Below are 16450 nucleotides of genomic sequence, written 5' to 3' on the forward strand. Positions count from 1 at the left end.
TTGGGCATCTCCCCCGCAAGCGGGGGAGAGAAAAACAGTCCGAGGTAACGCGCCCTCTCTGCCCTGCGGGCATCTCTCGCGCTTGTGGAGCACCCTCTCTGCCCTTGCTGGCATCTCTCGCGCTTGTGGAGCGCCTTCTCTGCCCTGCGGGCATCTCTCCCGCAAGCGGGAGAGAGTCATCAGGATCGCCCGCGGAGCGGGCGATGCGGCCTCATGGCCGGCGGGCGAGCTCCGGGTTTTCCTTGGTCACCGGCATCAGGTCCTTCTTCGACACGCCCAGCCACAGCAGGATCGGGCTGGCGACGAAGATGGACGACAGCGTGCCGACCACGATGCCGATCAGCATGGTGATCGCGAAACCGTGCACCGCCTGGCCGCCGTAGAAATACAGCGCGGCCATGGTGATGCCGGTGAACAGCGAAGTGATGATGGTTCGCGACAGCGTGCTGTTGATCGAACGGTTGAGGATCTCTTCCGGCTCGGCCTTGCGGGCGAGGCGGAACAGTTCGCGGATGCGGTCGAACACCACCACCTTGTCGTTGATCGAGTAGCCGATCACCGCGAGCACCGAGGCCAGCTCGGTCATGTCGAACTCGCGCTGCACCAGCGCCAGGATGCCCAGGGTCACCAGGGTGTCGTGGACCTCGGTGAGCACCGCGGCGATCGCGAAGCGGCGCTCGAAGCGGATCCACAGGTAGGCCATGATGCCGAGTATCACGAACACGGCGGCCACCATGCCGTCGCTCTTCAGCTCCGCGCCGACCTCGGCGCTGACCGAGGAGCGGCTCTTCAGCGCGGCGTCGCTGCGCGTGGCCTGCAGCGCGTGCATCACCACACCGGCCACCTTGTCCAGGTTCACCTGGCCCTTGGCGTCCAGCATCTCCTTGGTGGGTTGCAGGCGGATCGACACCTGGCGGCTGCCGCCCACGCTCTGCACCACCGGGTTCTCGAGGCCGCCCTTGTCCAGCGCGTCGCGCACGTCGCCGGTCTGCACCGGCTGGGCGTACTCCACCACCAGCGAGACGCCGCCGGTGAAATCCAGGCCGTAGTTCAAGCCCTTGGTGGCCAGCAGCACCACCGAGGCGACCACCAGCACGATCGCCACCGCGGCACTGAATACGCGGATGCGCAGGAAGTGGATGTTGCTGTTGTGATTGAAGATTTCCATCTACCAGTTCCTCGGAAGGTGTACCGGCCACAGAGGGCCGGTCGCGGAACGGACGCCCAGGCGGCCGTTCCGCGGAGCCTGATCCGGACACGCGCCGGATCGGGCGAGCCGGCGCAAGTCCAGGATGGACTTGCGCCGGCCATACGAGTCAGACCGACAAAGTCTTGAGCTTGCGGCGGCCGTGAATCAGCGCGGTGAACGCGTGCGTCATCACCACCGAGGTGAACATCGAGGTCAGGATGCCGAGGCCCAGCGTGACGCCGAAGCCGCGGATCGCGCCGGTACCCATCGTCATCAGCGCCAGCGCCGCGATCAGGTGGGTAACGTTGGCATCGAGAATCGTGGCCCAGGCCTTGTCGTAGCCGGCGTGGATCGCCGCGTGCGGCGTGGAGCCGTTGCGCAGCTCCTCGCGCACGCGCTCGCAGATCAGCACGTTCGCGTCGATCGCCATGCCCAGGGTCAGCACGATGCCCGCGATGCCCGGCATGGTGAGCGTCACGCCGATCATCGACATCACCGCGACCAGGATCAGCAGGTTGAAGAACAGCGCGATGTCGGCCACCAGGCCGAACAGCTTGTAGTAGACCGCCGCACACACCAGCACCAGCAGCAGGCCGAGCATCACCGCGTCGAAGCCCTTCGTGATGTTTTCCTGGCCGAGGCTGGGGCCGATCACGTATTCCTCGACGATGTCCATCGGCGCGGCCAGCGAACCGCTCTTCAGCAGCAGCGCCAGGTCGGAGGCTTCCTTCGGGCTGCCCAGGCCGTTGGTGGAGAACTCCTTGCCGAACGGGCTCTGGATGGTGGCGTCGTTGATCACCGACCAGGTGGTCTTCGGCGTGCGCACTTCCTTGCCGTTGACCGTCGAGGTCTCGTACACGGTGTTGATCAGCACCACCGCCATCGGCTTGCCGACGTTGGCGTTGGTGAACTCCTGCATCTTCTTCGCGCCGGACGCATTCAGCGTCACGTTCACCGAGGGCGAGCCGTTGTTCTGGTCGATGCCGGAGCTCGCGTTGATCAGCTCGTCACCGGTGACGATCGGGCGCTTGCCCACCAGTACCGGCACGTGGCCGTTGCTGGTGTAGTAGAGGTTGGCGTCCGGCGGGGTGCTGCCGGTGCGCGCCGCTTCGATCGCGCGCGGGTCGCCGGGGTAGCCGATGCCGGGACGGTATTCCAGCGTGGCGGTGGCGCCGATCAGCTTCTTCGCCTCGGTGGGATCCTGCACGCCGGCCAGCTCGACCACGATGTGGTCCTCGCCCTGCTGCTGGATCAGCGGCTCGGACACGCCGAGATTGTTGATGCGGTTGCGCAGGGTGCCGAGGTTCTGCTTGATCGTGCCCAGCGAGAGGTCGCGCAGCTTGGTCGGCTTGATCGCCGCGTACAGCACGTAGCGGTCGCCGGTGCTGGGGCCATCCGTCACCGCCAGGTCGGGTGAGTTGGTGGCGATCAGGTCGGCCGCGCCGGAGCGGTCGGCCGCCGAGCGCAGCACCACCACGATGCCCTGCCCGGCCACCGCGCTGCGTGCCACCGACTCGTAGCGGATGTCCTTCTGGCGCAGCTGGTTGCGGATGTCGTCGGCGTAGCTGTTCTCCAGCTTGTCGAGCACGCCGCTCTGGTCCACCTGCATCAGGAAGTGCACGCCGCCCTGCAGGTCCAGGCCCAGCGGCATGGAGTTCGCGCCGATCATGGTGAGCCAGCGCGGCACCGTGGACTGCAGCTTGAACGCCACGGTGTAGCCGTCGCCGAGCAGGGCCTTGATCGCGTCGGCGCCGGTCTTCTGCACGTCGGCATTGGCGAACGTGGCAAGCAGCTGGTCGCCCTGCGCCACCACCTCGCCCGCGGCGATGTGGTCCTTGGCCAGCGCGTCGGCCACCTTCTGCCGCAGCGCGTCGTCGATCGGTGCCGAGCCCTTGTTCGCGCTGACCTGCACCGCCTTCAGCGGCGTGAAGGCGTTCGGCAGCGCGTAGACGATGCCGAACAGCATCGCCAGCACGACCAGCGCGTACTTCCAGCGTGGGAAATCGCTCATCTCAAGATCCTTTGTGGGCATCCGTGGCCGCGAACATGGAACGGCGACCATCCGTGGCCGCGCTCAAAAGGTTTTGCGCTCGTCCGTGACCGCCGGAATCAAGAAGCGGCCATCCATGGCCGCACTATTCGAGAAGCCTCGCCCCTGGACATCCCGGCTTTTCAGGCGGACTTCAGCGAGCCCTTGGGCAGCACCTGCGACACTGCGCCCTTCTGCAGCTTCACCTTCACGTTCGGTGCGATCTCGATCGTGATGAAGGTCTCGCCCACTTCTTCCACGCGGCCGGCGAGGCCGCCGTTGGTCACCACCTCGTCGCCCTTGGCCAGGGCGGAGATCAGTGCGCGATGCTCCTTCTGCCGCTTCATCTGCGGGCGGATCATCATGAAATACATCAGGCCGAACAGCACCACCATCATGAGGATCATGGAGAGGCCGCCGCCCTGGGGCGCAGCGGCCTGGGCCAGCGTGACAGACATCGGAAGACTCATCGTTTCGTCTCGCAAGTAATGGCGGCAGCAGGGAATTCCGCTGAACGCCCGATAAAAGACCATGGATTATGCCATGCGTTCACGTCCGCCGCACGGTGGCTGTAGGAGCGCACCCTGTGCGCGATGGCTCTGGCGCTTGATCGGAGCAAAAGCATTCGCGCACAGGGTGCGCTCCTACGGGGTCTCGGCCACGGCGCCCTGCCGCCGCGCGTGGAAGGCGGCCACAAAATCCTGCAGGCGGCCCGCCGCGATCGCCTCGCGCAGGCCCGCCATCAGCCGCTGGTAATGGCGGAGGTTGTGCATGGTGGCGAGCTGGCTGCCGAGGATCTCGTTGCAGCGGTCGAGGTGGCGCAGGTAGGCGCGCGAAAAACCGTTTGCGCAGGCATGGCAGTCACAGCCTTCCTCGATCACCCGGGTGTCGTCCGCGTACTTCGCGTTGCGGATGCGCAGCGTGCCCTCGGCGGTGAACAGGAAGCCGTTGCGCGCGTTGCGGGTGGGCATCACGCAGTCGAACATGTCGATGCCGCGGCACACCGCCGCCACGATGTCCTCGGGCCGGCCCACGCCCATCAGGTAACGCGGCTTGTTTTCCGGCAGGAGCGACACGGTGAAATCCAGCGTGTGGTTGCGCGCCTCTTCCGGCTCTCCCACCGCGAGGCCGCCCACCGCGTAGCCGTCGAAGCCGATCTCCACCAGCCGTTCCGCCGAGCGCCGGCGCAACGGCTCGTACACGCTGCCCTGCACGATGCCGAACAGGTTGTTGGGGTTCTTCAGGTCGTCGAACGCGCGGCGCGAGCGCTCGGCCCAGCGCAGCGAAAGCTCCATCGAATCGGCCGCCACCTTCTCGGTGGCCGGGTACGGCGTGCACTCGTCGAAGATCATCGCGATGTCCGAATCCAGCGTGCGCTGGATTTGCATCGACACTTCCGGCGACAGGAACACCTTGGAGCCGTCCACCGGCGAAGCGAAGGTCACGCCCTCCTCGGTGAGCTTGCGCCGGTGCGCCAGCGAGAACACCTGGAAGCCGCCGGAGTCGGTGAGGATGGGCTGATCCCAGCCGATGAAGCGATGCAGCCCGCCGAACTGCTCCACGATCTCCAGCCCGGGCCGCAGATACAGGTGGAACGTGTTGCCCAGGATGATCTCGGCGCCGGTCTCGCGCACGTCGCGCGGCGTCATCGCCTTCACCGAACCGTAGGTGCCCACCGGCATGAAGGCCGGCGTTTCCACCGTGCCGCGGGGGAACGTGAGGCGGCCACGGCGGGCGGCGCCATCGGTCGCGAGGAGATCGAAATTCAGGGAAGTCATCGGTACATTATCGCGGGTTTGGAGGGCGACGCCGGTGGCGCAGAAGTGGCTTGTAGGAGCGGCTTCAGCCGCGATGCTCTTGATGCGATGAACGAAACGCATCGAAAAAGCATCGCGGCTGAAGCCGCTCCTACGGGGTTGATTACCGCTCAGGCCCCCTGCGGCAGGATCAGCATCGCATCGCCATACGAGAAGAATCGATACCGCTGCTCCACCGCGTGCCGGTAGGCGTCGAGCATGAACTCGCGCCCGGCCAGGGCCGACACCAGCATCAGCAGGGTCGACTGCGGCAGGTGGAAGTTGGTGATCAGGCCGTCGATGCTGGTGATCTTGTAACCGGGGAAGATGAAGATCTGCGTCTCCCCCGCGAACGGGCGCAGCTCGCCATCCACGCTGGCGCTCTCCAGCGCGCGCACCACGGTGGTGCCCACCGCGACCACCCGGCCGCCGGCGGCGCGGGTGCGGTGAATCTGCTCGACCAGGCCCGCACCCACATTCAGCCATTCGCTGTGCATGTGGTGCCCGCTGATGTCCTCCACCCGCACCGGCTGGAAGGTGCCAGCGCCCACATGCAGCGTCACGTAGCCGAAATGCACCCCACGCGCGCGCAACGCAGCCAGCAGCGGCTCGTCGAAATGCAGCCCGGCGGTGGGCGCGGCCACCGCGCCGGGCTCGCGCGCGTAGACGGTCTGGTAGCGCTCCAGGTCGGCAGCGTCGGCATGGCGCTCGATGTACGGCGGCAACGGCATCTCGCCGAGCTTGAGCAGCAGCTTCTCCAGTGGCTCGGGCGCCTCGAAGTGCAGGCGGAAGAAGCTTTCGTCGCGCCCCAGCACCACCGCATGGCTGCCGTCGGCCAGCTCGATCCGTGCGCCTTCCTTCGGCTTCTTGCTCACGCCCAACTGCACGGTGGCCTCGTGCGCGCCGGTGACGCGCTCGACCAGGATCTCCACCGCGCCGCCGCTCTCCTTGCGCCCGTACAGACGCGCCGGCAGCACGCGGGTGTCGTTGAACACCAGCAGGTCGCCGGGCTGCAGGAAGCCGGGCAGCTCGCGGAACATGCGGTCCCGCCGGCTGCCGGCCGCCACGTCTAGCAACAGCAGGCGGCTGGCCGAACGCTCGGCCAACGGCGTCTGCGCGATCAATTCGCGCGGCAGGTCGAAATCGAAATCGGACTTCTTCAAGGAACGGCTCGGCGGCGTGACGAATGTGAAGTGCAACGGCGCATTATCGCGCAAGCCCGGACCGGCCGGCGCCCGCCTTGTTCCCGCTGCAGGCAGCGGCCAGAATCCGGCGATGAATCCGCACTACCCCGCCGCGCCCTGGAGCGGCTTCCTCAAGGGCATCTCGATCGTCGTCACCCTGCTCTTGCCGGGCGTGTCTCTGCTGGTCGCGGTCACCGTGCCGGCCCATCTGCCGCCGGTGTTGCGCACGCTGACGGTCGCCTTGCCGCTGGTGATCCTGCTGGCCGCCGTCCCGTTCGTGGTGCGCGACTACGCATTGCGCGACGGCACGCTGCAGGTGCGCCGCCTGTTCTGGACAACCAGCGTCGCGCTGGGCAAGCTGCGCGAGGCCACCATCGACCCGCAGGCCGGCGCGGGCTCGATCCGGCTGTTCGGCAACGGCGGCTTGTTCTCGTTCTCGGGCTGGTTCCGCAACGCGAAGCTGGGCCGCTACCGCGCCTTCGTCACCGACTGGCAGCGTGCCGTGGTGTTGCGTGGGGCCGGCATCACCGTGGTGTTGTCGCCGGCCGACCCGACGGGTTTCGTGCGTGACCTGCAAGCCGCGCTGGCGCCACCGGCCCGCGCCGAGGCACGCAGCAAGACGTTGCCGCGCTGGCGGCAAATCCGGCGCTGATTCGCGGCCATCCGCAGTCGGGATGAATCCCGACCTACAGCCAGCCTTTCTGCCGCGCCAGCCGGTAGGCCTCGATGCGGTTCGCCACGCCCAGCTTGCCGATCGCCTCGGACAGGTAGTTGCGCACCGTGCCATGGGAAAGATTGAGCTGGGTGGCGATGTCCCCGGCGGACTGGCCTTCACCGGCCAGGCGCAGCACCTGGCGCTCGCGGTCGTTCAGCGGATCGGCCTCCGACCAGGCTTCCAGCGCCAGCTGCGGATCGATCGCCCGGCCACCGCGCTGCACGGTGCGCAGCGCCTCGGCGAGGTTCTCGGCGGGCGCGTCCTTGAGCAGGTAGCCGGACACGCCCGCATCCAGCGCACGGCGCAGGAAGCCCGGCCGCGCGAAGGTGGTGACGATGATCACCTTGACCGGCAGCTCGTGGCGCTGGATGCGCTGCGCCAGCTCCAGCCCGGTGAGGCCGGGCATCTCGATGTCGGTGACCAGTACGTCGGGCTTCAACCGCTGCAGCTCGCGCCATGCCATCTCGCCGTCGCAGGCGGAGCCCAGCACCTCGATGTCGGATTCGAGATTCAGCAGCGCCGACAGCGCACCGCGCACCATCGCCTGATCCTCGGCCAGCAGCACGCGGATCATGCGGCGCTCCCCTGGTCCGCCAGCGCCGGCACCGGACGCGCATTCGCGGCCGCGGGCTTCGATGCCGTGCACAGGGGCACTTCGACATCAAGCGTGGTGCCGCGCCGTGCAGGCGAGGCTATGGAGAGCGTGCCGCCCAACGCGCGCACGCGCTCGCGCATGCCGCTGATGCCGTTGCCGTGGGCGGCCAGGCCGCCGCGTCCGTTGTCGCTGATGCGCATGTGGAACCTTTCCGCTTCGCGGGAGAACGCCACGTGCGCGGTCGTGGCGCGCGCGTGGCGGTGGATGTTGGTGACCGCCTCGCGCAGCACCAGCGCCAGCGACGCCTCGATCTCCGGCGGCAGCTCGAGCGAGACCGGCACCTCGGCATCAAGCGCGATATTCGAGGCTTCCAGCATCAGCCGCGCCGATGACAGCTCCGCCGCCAGGTCGCTGCGCCGCATGCCGGTGACTGCGGCGCGCACCTCGGCCAGCGCATGGCGCGAGACGCGCTCCACCTCTTCCATCTCGCGCTGCGCGCGCGGCGGATCGGCCAGCGCCAGCTTGCGCGCCAGTTCGGACTTCAGCGTCACCAGCGACAGCGTGTGGCCGAGCAGGTCGTGCAGGTCGCGGCCAATGCGCTCGCGCTCGGCCAATGTGGCAAGGCGACGAATTTCGTCCTGCGACAGGCGCAACGCCGCGTCCTTTTCCTTGTAGACGCTCTCGACCATGACGATGGCGCTGATACCCAGCGCCGAGACAGGCATCACCACCAGCAAGGCCGCCGGATAACCGACCCACGACGCCAGCGCCACGAACGTCGCGTTGACCAGCAGCAGCTGGATCAGCCGGGCGCGGAAGCTCATCCGGCAATGGCTCAGCATGACGCAGGCATAGACGTAATAGCTGAGGCCGCTTGGATACCAGCGCAGCAGCACGAAGCACAGCGCCGCCATGGCCCAGGCGTAGAAATGCGTCGTGCGCCACGGCGCCAACTGGATCCTCGCGAACAGCAGCAGGAACACCGGGTAGGAAACGAGCGTGCAAGCCAGCCACATGCGCGTGTAGCCATGCACACCGCCGTCGAACAGCGGCGTGACGAAGATCCACAACGACCACAGCAGATGGACACTGTCGGCCCACGGCGACTTGCCGCGGCGGAGATCGTCGGCCACGCCGGAGTCCGGCGCGGGAGCGAACCAGCGGCTGACGCGGGCCGGGATCATGTCGCCACCACCCGTGACCACCGGTACACCGCTTTTTTGCTGGTCTGGCAACGAAGCATCATGAGACGTGCTGCACCCGGGTGGACGCCAGCGTGCTGGCCCGCGGCGGGTCGACATCCGCCCCGCGCACCACGCCGCCCGCTGCCAGCGGCACCCCGATCTCCAGTCGCGTGCCGGCGCCCGGCGGCGAGTCCAGCCGCAGGCTGCCGCCCAGCGCCTGCACGCGCTCGCGCATGCCGCGCAGTCCGTTGCCTTGCAGGTGAACGCCGCCGCGCCCGTTGTCCTCGATGCGCAACTGCACGTCGTCGCCGCTGCGGACCATCGACGCCCGTGCCCGGGTCGCATGCGCGTGCCGCGCGATGTTGGTCGCCGCCTCGCGCAGCACCAGTGCCAGCCCGCATTCGACCGATTCGGGCAGGTTGGACACCTGCTGCTGCGAATCGAACTGCACGCCGGACGCGCGCAGCAGCAATGCGGCCGAGGCCAGCTCGGCGGCGAAACCCGCGGCGCGAATGCCGGTCACCGCCGTGCGCACTTCCGCCAACGCATGCCGTGCCACGTCCTCCGCCTCGGTGAGCTCGCGCCGCGCTGCCACCGGGTCGCGGTCGAACAGTTTGCGCGACAGTTCCAGCTTCAGCGTGATCAGCGACAGCGTGTGGCCGAGCAGGTCGTGCAGGTCGCGGCCGATGCGCTCGCGCTCGGCGGTGGCAGCCAACTGTCGGATCTGTTCGTGCGATATCCGCAGCTTGGTGTTCTTGTCCCAGCTGATGCGTCCCACCAGCGCGCCGATACCCGTGCTGGTGCATACGCCGACCATGATCAGATAGGCATACCAGGGCCAGTGCAGGAAGATGCCTTCCAGCACCAGCAGCGCCTGGATGATCGCGATCTTGATCGCGCTGGAAAACCACACCCCTTGGTACGGCACCATCGCACAGGCGAACACTGCGTAGGTCCAGCCGGCGGGGTTCCACGGTATCGACAGCGCCGTCAGCACCCCCAGCGCGCCGACGTAACCGTCTACCTCGGCGGCTGGCCGCACGCTAGCCAGCAGGAAAAGCAGAAGGAACAGCGGATAGCCCAGCGCCAGCGACAACCAGAAGCCGACTCCCACAGGCTGGAACAGCGGGCCGAGGAACACCCAGAACGACCACAGCAGGTTCCACGCATGCGCCCACGGCGAGTGGCCCGCGGCACGCATCGCCGCCGCCGTGGAACCCGGCGCCGGATGCAGCCAGGCAGGCCACCGCAGGCCGGAAGCGCGCTCGCTCGTGTCGTTCATGGCCCGCATGCTAGCGCGCCTCAGCCGTGGCGACGCAGGCGCCGCACCGCCAGCATGAAGAACACCGCGCCGAAACCCGCCAGTACCAGCAGATGCGGCAGCACCGCGTCGTGCGTGATGCCCACCGCGGCCAGCGCGATCCGGTCGAGGTGGTAGCTCGGCCACAACGGCGCGAGCTGCTGCAGGAACTTCGGCAGCATCGGCAGCGGGAACCACAGGCCGGACAGGAAGGACATCGGCAGGTAGACCAGTTGAAGCATGCCGGGCGCGCCCTGCCCCTTGAACAGCGTGCCCACCAGCATGCCCAGTGCGCAGAACGGCAGCACGCCGAGCACGCCCGTCGCCAGCAGCGCAGCGACCTGTACCAACGTCAGCGCCACGTGCGCCAAGCCGAGGGCCATCGCCAGCAGCATCAGCACCACCACGGCGGCGGCGCCCATCGCCATCAGCATCTTGCCCAGCAGATACGCACCCGGCGGCATCGGCAGCGCGCGCTTGAGCGTGAGCAGGCCGCCCTCGCGCTCGATCGCCAGCGACACGCCGAAACCGAACAGGCCCGGGCTCATCACGCCGAAGATGCTGTAGCTGGCCAAGAGGTAGCGCGCCGCATCGGCGCCTTCGGACTTGCCCATCAGCACGCCGAACACCAGGTAGAACAGGCCCGGGAACAGCAGGATCGGCAGCATGAAGCCCGGCGCGCGCAGGTAGCGCAGGCATTCGCTGCGCGCCTCGGCGAGATAGGCGCCCAGCACGCGGCGCGGCGGCATGGCGGAAGCGCTGGCCGGCGATGCGGCGGTCATGGCAACGGCGTTCATCAGGCGGCCTCCTGCTCGGCGACGGTTTCACGGGTGAGTTCGGTGAATGCCTCGGCCAAGCCGGCGCGTTGCACCTCCAGTTCGCCCAGGGCGGGATCGGCATCGAGCAACCGGCGCACCACCGCCTCGGCCTGCGCGGTGGCGATGCGCAGGTGGCCGTTCTCGCGCATGGCGGAGGCCACACCCGGCCAGGCGGCAATCGCCGCGGCGTCGAGATCGCTGACGCAGCGGATGCGGGTGAGCGCCACGCGCTTGCGCAGGTCGTCCACGCTGCCTTCGCTGAGCACGCGCCCCTGGCCGAGCACCACCACGCGCTGCGCCAGCGCCTCGGCCTCCTCCAGATAATGCGTGGTGAGCACCACGGCGCAGCCTTCGGCGACCAGCGCACGCATCGCCGCCCACAGCTTCTGCCGCGCGTCGATGTCCATGCCCACGGTGGGCTCGTCGAGGAACAGCAGCTCGGGCCGCCCGCACAGCGCCAGCGCGAACTGCACGCGCCGCTGCTGGCCGCCGGAGAGCTTGCCGTAGGGCCGCAGCAGCAGGTCGGCGATGCCGGCCAGCGCGGCGGTTTCGTCGAAACCGCGCGGGTGCGGGTAATAGCTCATGGTCAGGCGCAGCAGCTCGCCCACGCGCAACGTGGCCGGCAGGTTGGCCGACTGCAGCATCACGCCGATGCGGCGGCGCGCCTCGATGCGCTGCGGATCGAGCCCGAACAGTTCGGCGCGGCCCGCGTCGGGGCGGATCAGGCCCAGCAGCAGGCCGATGCTGGTGCTCTTGCCGGCGCCATTGGGGCCGAGCAAGGCCAGCAGTTCGCCGCGCCGCACGGCGAGGTCCACGCCATCCAGTGCGGTGAGCGGGCCGTAGCGCTTCACGGTCGCGGCAAGTCGGGCAACGGTAGTCTCGTTCATGCGGGTGTCTCCTCCTGCCGCACAGCCTAGGCAGCGCGCCGCGTCGCCCCCAGTCGCCGCCGTCAACCATCGCGGGTGACAGGCGTCATCCCGGCCGTGCAGGCACCGGGAAACGGCTCCCAAGTACCTGATCGGGCAGGGCAAGGCGCCACCCGCACCGGCCGTTCCAGCTCCCTCAGGGGGTACCGGGCACCCTGTCTGCCGGGTTATCCTCGGTATTCGTGGACGCGCGCCCCACCCCGTCGAACCGGGCCATGCGCCGCGGGAGCCAGGCTCCCCCACGCAAACACGTCGGCCTGCTTCGCGCTGGGTGCGAGGCGCCGGTGGACTCCGAGGAGAAAGTCATGGGTTTGATCGATCAGCTGCGCGAACTGCGCGAATTCGGCGGCAAGCCGCGCACCACCGGCCTGGACGATGCCAGCATCGAACGCATGGCGGCCGTCGACCCCATGCTCGGCGAGGCCGTGGCCAGTGCCGTGGCGCGCCACCGCGAACTGCGCGCCGAACTGGGGGCCGCTGGTATGGGTGATTTCCTGAAGCTGGACGAGGCCGCGCAGCTGGCGCAGGCGCAGGCCGGTTTCGTCAACTTCTATCCCGACGACGCGATCAACCCCTACCTGCCGGCCGCCGCGCGCGGCCCATGGATCGTCACCCTGAAGGGTGCGGTGCTGCACGACAACGGCGGCTACGGCATGCTCGGCTTCGGCCACAACCACCCGGCGATCGACGCCGCGCTGGCGCGCGACCAGGTGATGGCGAACGTGATGACGCCGAGCGTGGCGCAGTTGCGCTTCGCCCAGGCCTTGAACAGGGAACTGGGCCGCCATCGCGGCGGCAATCCGTATGCGCGCTACCTGTGCCTCAACTCCGGCTCGGAGTCGGTCTCGCTGGCCTGCCGCGTCGCCGACGTCAACGCCAAGCTGATGACCGACGCCGGCGGCCGCTATGCCGGGCGCACGATCAAGCGCCTGGTGGTGAAGGGCGCGTTCCACGGCCGCACCGAGAAACCCGCGCTGTATTCCGATTCCTCGCGCAAGACCTACCAGCAGCATCTCGCCAGCTACCGCCACGAGGACAGCGTGCTGGTGGTCGAGCCCTACAACGTGGCCCAGCTGGAAGCCGCGTTCGCCGATGCCGACAAGCACGGCTGGTTCGTCGAGGCGATGTTCCTCGAACCGGTGATGGGCGAAGGCGACCCCGGCCGTGCGGTGACGCCGGAGTTCTACGCCGCCGCGCGCCGGCTCACCGAGGCGCACGGCTCGCTGTTCCTGGTCGACTCGATCCAGGCCGGCCTGCGCGCGCACGGCGTGCTGTCAATCACCGACTATCCCGGCTTCGAAAAACTGCCCGCGCCGGACATGGAGACCTTCTCCAAGGCGCTCAACGCTGGCCAGTACCCGCTCTCGGTGCTGGCGGTGAGCGAGCGCGTCGCCGGCCTGTACCGCAAGGGCATCTACGGCAACACCATGACCGCGAACCCGCGCGCGCTGGACGTGGCGCTGGCCGTGCTGGGCGAGCTCAGCGACGAAGTGCGCGCCAACATCCGCGCCCGCGGCAAGGAATTCGTGGACAAGCTCAACACGCTGAAGGACGAGCTGGGCGGCCTGATCACCAAGGTGCAGGGCACCGGCCTGCTGTTCTCCTGCGAGCTGGCCCCGCAGTTCAAGTGCTACGGCGCCGGCTCCACCGAGGAATACCTGCGCGAGCGCGGCATCGGCGTGATCCACGGCGGCGTCAACTCGTTGCGCTTCACCCCGCACTTCAACGTCACCAGCGCCGAGGTGGACCTGGTCGTGTCGCACGTGCGCCACGCCCTGCTGGAAGGCCCGCGCAAGAGCGAAAGCAAGGCGGCCTGAGCCTGCGCTCCGCCTGCCAAAGCTGAGCTTCCGCTTTGGCAGGCGCCCTCCCGGTTCGACGCGGTCATGCCGCATTGACCTAGATGAATGCGGCTTGCACTGAAATTTTCGTTAGCCTCCACGCTGCTCCCGAACCGGCTATAGACTGCAGGCGCCGGCACCTGCCGGTCACCATGGGAGGTCACATCATGTCACTGTCGATACGCATGCTTGCTGTCAGTGCCGCCATTGCTCTCGCCGGCACCGCCTTCGCGGCCACGGCCACCCCTGCCGCAACGCAGGCAGCCAAGGCCGCGGCAACGGCCCCGGCCGCCAAGAAGGAAATGACCGCGCAGCAGCAGCGCATGGCGGACTGCAACAAGGAAGCCACCGGCAAGAAAGGCGCCGAGCGCAAGGCCTTCATGAGCTCCTGCCTGAAGGGCGAGCATGCCGCGCCGGCCACCGCCGCCGCGCCGTCGGCCAAGGAGGCGCAGCAGGAACGCATGAAGTCCTGCAACGCCGAAGCCAAGGTCAAGGCACCGAAGGGCGCCGAGCACAAGGCCTTCATGAGCGCCTGTCTGAAGGGCGATGCCGCCGCGGCTCCCGCCGCGCACTGAGCCTGCAGCAGCTTGTTCAGGGCGCCGCCGCAAGGCGGCGCCCTTTTCTTTGCCTGCGGCTATGCTTGGCCGATGAAAATCGTCGAAGTCCGCCACCCCCTCATCCAGCACAAGCTGGGCCTGATGCGCCGCGCCGGCATCAGCACCAAGGAGTTCCGCGAGCTGGCGGGCGAAGTGGCCGCCCTGCTCACCTACGAGGCCACCAAGGACCTGGAGACCGTCGAGGAACACATCGAAGGCTGGGCCGGCCCACTCACCGTGCAGCGGATCAAGGGTGCCAAGATCACCATCGTGCCGATCCTGCGCGCCGGCCTCGGCATGCTGCCCGGCGTGCTCGATCTGATCCCCGCCGCCAAAGTCAGCGTGGTGGGCCTGCAACGCGACGAGCAGACGCTGAAACCGGTCGCCTACTACGAGAAACTCACCGGCCGCATGGACGAGCGCATCGCGCTGATCGTCGACCCCATGCTGGCCACCGCCGGCACCCTGGTCGCCACCGTGGACATGCTGAAAGCCGCCGGCTGCCGGCGCATCAAGGGCCTGTTCCTGGTCGCCGCGCCGGAGGGCCTCAAGCGCATCGAGGCCGCGCATCCCGACATCGAGATCTACACCGCCGCGATCGACGAGCGGCTCAACGAGCACGGCTACATCCTGCCGGGCCTGGGCGACGCGGGCGACAAGATCTTCGGCACCAAGCAGGGCTGAATGCAGGCGCCACAGGGGACATTCGACTACCTCATCGTCGGCGCCGGTCCGGCCGGTTGCGCCACCGCGTCGCGGCTGGCGGTGGCGCGTCCCGACGCCAGCGTGCTGCTGGTGGAAACCGGCCCCGCGAAGAGCGGCATCCGCTCGGACGTGCCGCTGGGCATCGCCGCGCTGATGCCGTTCCGCAACGCGCGCAACTACGCTTGGCATACCGTGCCGCAGGCGGGCCTGGGCGGCCGCCGCGGCTACCAGCCGCGCGGGCGGGGGCTGGGTGGCTCCAGCCTGATCAACGCGATGATCTGCATCCGCGGCCAGCACGAGGATTACGACGATTGGGCCCGGCTCGGCGCCACCGGCTGGGCATGGCGCGACGTGCTGCCGTATTTCCTGCGCAGCGAGCACAATACGCGCGGCGCGGACGCATGGCATGCCGTCGGCGGCCCGCTGCACGTGAGCGACCTGCCCAGCCCCAGCGCCTGCGCGCAAGCCTTCATGGCGGCCGCGGTGCAATGCGGCCATGCGCTGAATCCGGACTTCAACGGCGCCAGTCAGGAAGGCGTCGGCCTGTTCCAGGTGTTCCAGCGGGATGGCAGCCGCTGCAATGCGGCGCGCGCCTATCTCGCCGGACTGGCGCCGAAGAACCTCACCGTGCTGGCCGACTGCCAGGTCGAGCGCGTGCTGATCGCGCAGGGCCGCGCCTGCGGCATCCGCTGCGTGGACGGCCGCGAATTCGCCGCGCGGGCCGAAGTGGTGTTGTCGGCCGGCGCCTTCGGCACGCCGCAACTGCTGATGCTCTCCGGCATCGGCCCTGCGGCGCATCTGCGCGAACTGGGCATCGCGGTGCTGCACGACAGCCCCGGCGTAGGCGACAACCTGCAGGACCATCCGGACTTCACCATCAGCCGCAAGGTGCGCGATCCCGACCTGCTCGGCACGGTGCCTTCGCTGCTGCCGCAGATCCTGCGCGCCATCAAGCCGTACCGCCACGGCCACGGCCTGCTGACCAGCAACGTCGCCGAGGCCGGCGGCTTCCTGCGCACCCGGCCGGAACTGGAGCGGCCGGACGTGCAGCTGCAGCTGTGCATCGGCATCGTCGACCACCACAGCCGCCGCCTGCACCCGGCGCGCGGCCTGGCGCTGCACACCTGCGTGCTCAGGCCGCACAGCCGCGGCAGCGTGCGGCTTGCTTCTACCGACGCGCGCAAGCCGCCGCTGATCGACCCGGCCTTCCTCAGCGACCCGCGCGACCTGGAGACGCTGGTCGCTGGCGTCGCCTTGTCCCGCCGCATCCTTGCCGCGCCTGCCTTCGCGGCTTACACGGGCCCGGCCTACCACGACGCCGAGACCACGGACGAAGCGCGCCTGCGCGAGATCATCCGCCAGCACGCCGACACCATCTACCACCCGATCGGCACCTGCCGCATGGGCAGCGACGCCACGTCCGTGGTCGATCCTGAACTGCGCGTGCGCGGCATCGGCGGCTTGCGCGTGGCCGACGCCTCGATCATGCCCACCCTGATCTCGGGCAACACCCAGGCACCCTGCGCGATGATCGGCGAGCGGGCGGCGGAATTCCTCGCCCGCGCTTGAGAACGA

Annotated in this window: 15 protein-coding genes; 5 read left to right on the forward strand and 10 right to left on the reverse strand. The window is 68.6% G+C overall.

Annotated elements, in window-relative coordinates:
- Window positions 1-211: 211 nt before the first annotated feature.
- The 5 genes from secF to queA form a co-directional block, all read right to left on the reverse strand.
- Window positions 212-1168 (reverse strand): protein translocase subunit SecF, encoded by a 957-nt coding sequence (gene secF, locus AB7878_RS03730; RefSeq protein ID WP_369493066.1) that lies wholly within the window; start codon window positions 1166-1168, stop codon window positions 212-214.
- 148 nt (window positions 1169-1316) lie between these two features.
- Window positions 1317-3200, reverse strand: coding sequence for a protein translocase subunit SecD (secD, locus tag AB7878_RS03735; protein ID WP_369493067.1), 1884 nt, complete (start codon window positions 3198-3200; stop codon window positions 1317-1319).
- 161 nt (window positions 3201-3361) lie between these two features.
- Window positions 3362-3688, reverse strand: a complete 327-nt coding sequence (gene yajC / locus AB7878_RS03740) for a preprotein translocase subunit YajC (protein ID WP_369493068.1) — start codon at window positions 3686-3688, stop codon at window positions 3362-3364.
- A 174-nt stretch (window positions 3689-3862) separates the two neighbouring features.
- Window positions 3863-4996 carry a tRNA guanosine(34) transglycosylase Tgt gene (tgt, locus tag AB7878_RS03745; RefSeq protein ID WP_369493069.1) on the reverse strand — a complete coding sequence of 378 codons (1134 nt, stop codon included), beginning with the start codon at window positions 4994-4996 and terminating at the stop codon, window positions 3863-3865.
- Between the two features lie 149 nt (window positions 4997-5145).
- Window positions 5146-6177, reverse strand: coding sequence for a tRNA preQ1(34) S-adenosylmethionine ribosyltransferase-isomerase QueA (gene queA, locus AB7878_RS03750; RefSeq protein WP_369493070.1), 1032 nt, complete (start codon window positions 6175-6177; stop codon window positions 5146-5148).
- A 112-nt stretch (window positions 6178-6289) separates the two neighbouring features.
- Here queA and AB7878_RS03755 point away from each other — a divergent pair, with 112 nt between their 5' ends.
- The gene (locus AB7878_RS03755) at window positions 6290-6850 is read left to right on the forward strand and encodes a PH domain-containing protein (protein ID WP_369493071.1); all 561 of its coding nucleotides are present in this window, start codon (window positions 6290-6292) and stop codon (window positions 6848-6850) included.
- Between the two features lie 34 nt (window positions 6851-6884).
- Here the strand turns inward: AB7878_RS03755 and AB7878_RS03760 are convergent, their stop codons facing one another.
- The 5 genes from AB7878_RS03760 to AB7878_RS03780 are packed head-to-tail and all read right to left on the reverse strand — an operon-like array spanning window position 6885 to window position 11697.
- Window positions 6885-7487 (reverse strand): response regulator transcription factor, encoded by a 603-nt coding sequence (locus AB7878_RS03760; protein WP_369493072.1) that lies wholly within the window; start codon window positions 7485-7487, stop codon window positions 6885-6887.
- Window positions 7484-8692 carry a sensor histidine kinase gene (locus AB7878_RS03765; RefSeq protein WP_369493073.1) on the reverse strand — a complete coding sequence of 403 codons (1209 nt, stop codon included), beginning with the start codon at window positions 8690-8692 and terminating at the stop codon, window positions 7484-7486. Before AB7878_RS03765 ends, AB7878_RS03760 begins: the two co-directional genes overlap by 4 nt.
- A gap of 58 nt (window positions 8693-8750) precedes the next feature.
- Window positions 8751-9974, reverse strand: coding sequence for a sensor histidine kinase (locus AB7878_RS03770; RefSeq protein ID WP_369493074.1), 1224 nt, complete (start codon window positions 9972-9974; stop codon window positions 8751-8753).
- Window positions 9975-9994: 20 nt separating this feature from the next.
- A complete protein-coding gene (locus AB7878_RS03775) occupies window positions 9995-10789 on the reverse strand; it encodes an ABC transporter permease (protein ID WP_369493075.1) in 795 nt (264 codons plus the stop codon).
- Window positions 10789-11697, reverse strand: a complete 909-nt coding sequence (locus AB7878_RS03780; RefSeq protein WP_369493076.1) for an ABC transporter ATP-binding protein — start codon at window positions 11695-11697, stop codon at window positions 10789-10791. The genes AB7878_RS03775 and AB7878_RS03780 overlap by 1 nt, the downstream gene beginning before the upstream one ends.
- A gap of 344 nt (window positions 11698-12041) precedes the next feature.
- On the opposite strand from AB7878_RS03780, the gene AB7878_RS03785 reads away from it, so the two are divergent.
- The 4 genes from AB7878_RS03785 (at window position 12042) to AB7878_RS03800 (ending at window position 16444) form a co-directional block, all read left to right on the forward strand.
- On the forward strand, window positions 12042-13553 hold the full coding sequence (locus AB7878_RS03785; RefSeq protein ID WP_077482453.1) for an aminotransferase class III-fold pyridoxal phosphate-dependent enzyme: 1512 nt from the start codon (window positions 12042-12044) through the stop codon (window positions 13551-13553).
- A gap of 188 nt (window positions 13554-13741) precedes the next feature.
- On the forward strand, window positions 13742-14149 hold the full coding sequence (locus AB7878_RS03790; RefSeq protein WP_369493077.1) for a PsiF family protein: 408 nt from the start codon (window positions 13742-13744) through the stop codon (window positions 14147-14149).
- Between the two features lie 72 nt (window positions 14150-14221).
- Complete coding sequence (gene upp, locus AB7878_RS03795) at window positions 14222-14854, forward strand: uracil phosphoribosyltransferase (RefSeq protein ID WP_369493078.1); 633 nt, start codon at window positions 14222-14224, stop codon at window positions 14852-14854.
- Window positions 14855-16444: a GMC family oxidoreductase gene (locus tag AB7878_RS03800; protein WP_369493079.1), complete on the forward strand. Its 1590-nt coding sequence runs from the start codon at window positions 14855-14857 to the stop codon at window positions 16442-16444.
- The last annotated feature ends 6 nt before the right edge of the window (window positions 16445-16450 follow it).

The sequence above is a fragment of the Rhodanobacter humi genome (assembly GCF_041107455.1).
Classification (GTDB): Bacteria; Pseudomonadota; Gammaproteobacteria; order Xanthomonadales; family Rhodanobacteraceae; genus Rhodanobacter_A.

Bases quoted from the DNA above. Each gene is read 5' to 3' on its own strand.
- AB7878_RS03775 (WP_369493075.1), bottom strand. From the start codon at position 10,789: ATGAACGCCGTTGCCATGACCGCCGCATCGCCGGCCAGCGCTTCCGCC.
- AB7878_RS03790 (WP_369493077.1), top strand. From the start codon at position 13,742: ATGTCACTGTCGATACGCATGCTTGCTGTCAGTGCCGCCATTGCTCTC.
- AB7878_RS03800 (WP_369493079.1), top strand. From the start codon at position 14,855: ATGCAGGCGCCACAGGGGACATTCGACTACCTCATCGTCGGCGCCGGT.
- AB7878_RS03770 (WP_369493074.1), bottom strand. From the start codon at position 9,974: ATGAACGACACGAGCGAGCGCGCTTCCGGCCTGCGGTGGCCTGCCTGG.
- AB7878_RS03780 (WP_369493076.1), bottom strand. From the start codon at position 11,697: ATGAACGAGACTACCGTTGCCCGACTTGCCGCGACCGTGAAGCGCTAC.
- AB7878_RS03765 (WP_369493073.1), bottom strand. From the start codon at position 8,692: ATGATCCCGGCCCGCGTCAGCCGCTGGTTCGCTCCCGCGCCGGACTCC.
- yajC (WP_369493068.1), bottom strand. From the start codon at position 3,688: ATGAGTCTTCCGATGTCTGTCACGCTGGCCCAGGCCGCTGCGCCCCAG.
- tgt (WP_369493069.1), bottom strand. From the start codon at position 4,996: ATGACTTCCCTGAATTTCGATCTCCTCGCGACCGATGGCGCCGCCCGC.
- AB7878_RS03785 (WP_077482453.1), top strand. From the start codon at position 12,042: ATGGGTTTGATCGATCAGCTGCGCGAACTGCGCGAATTCGGCGGCAAG.
- AB7878_RS03755 (WP_369493071.1), top strand. From the start codon at position 6,290: ATGAATCCGCACTACCCCGCCGCGCCCTGGAGCGGCTTCCTCAAGGGC.
- secF (WP_369493066.1), bottom strand. From the start codon at position 1,168: ATGGAAATCTTCAATCACAACAGCAACATCCACTTCCTGCGCATCCGC.
- AB7878_RS03760 (WP_369493072.1), bottom strand. From the start codon at position 7,487: ATGATCCGCGTGCTGCTGGCCGAGGATCAGGCGATGGTGCGCGGTGCG.
- upp (WP_369493078.1), top strand. From the start codon at position 14,222: ATGAAAATCGTCGAAGTCCGCCACCCCCTCATCCAGCACAAGCTGGGC.
- secD (WP_369493067.1), bottom strand. From the start codon at position 3,200: ATGAGCGATTTCCCACGCTGGAAGTACGCGCTGGTCGTGCTGGCGATG.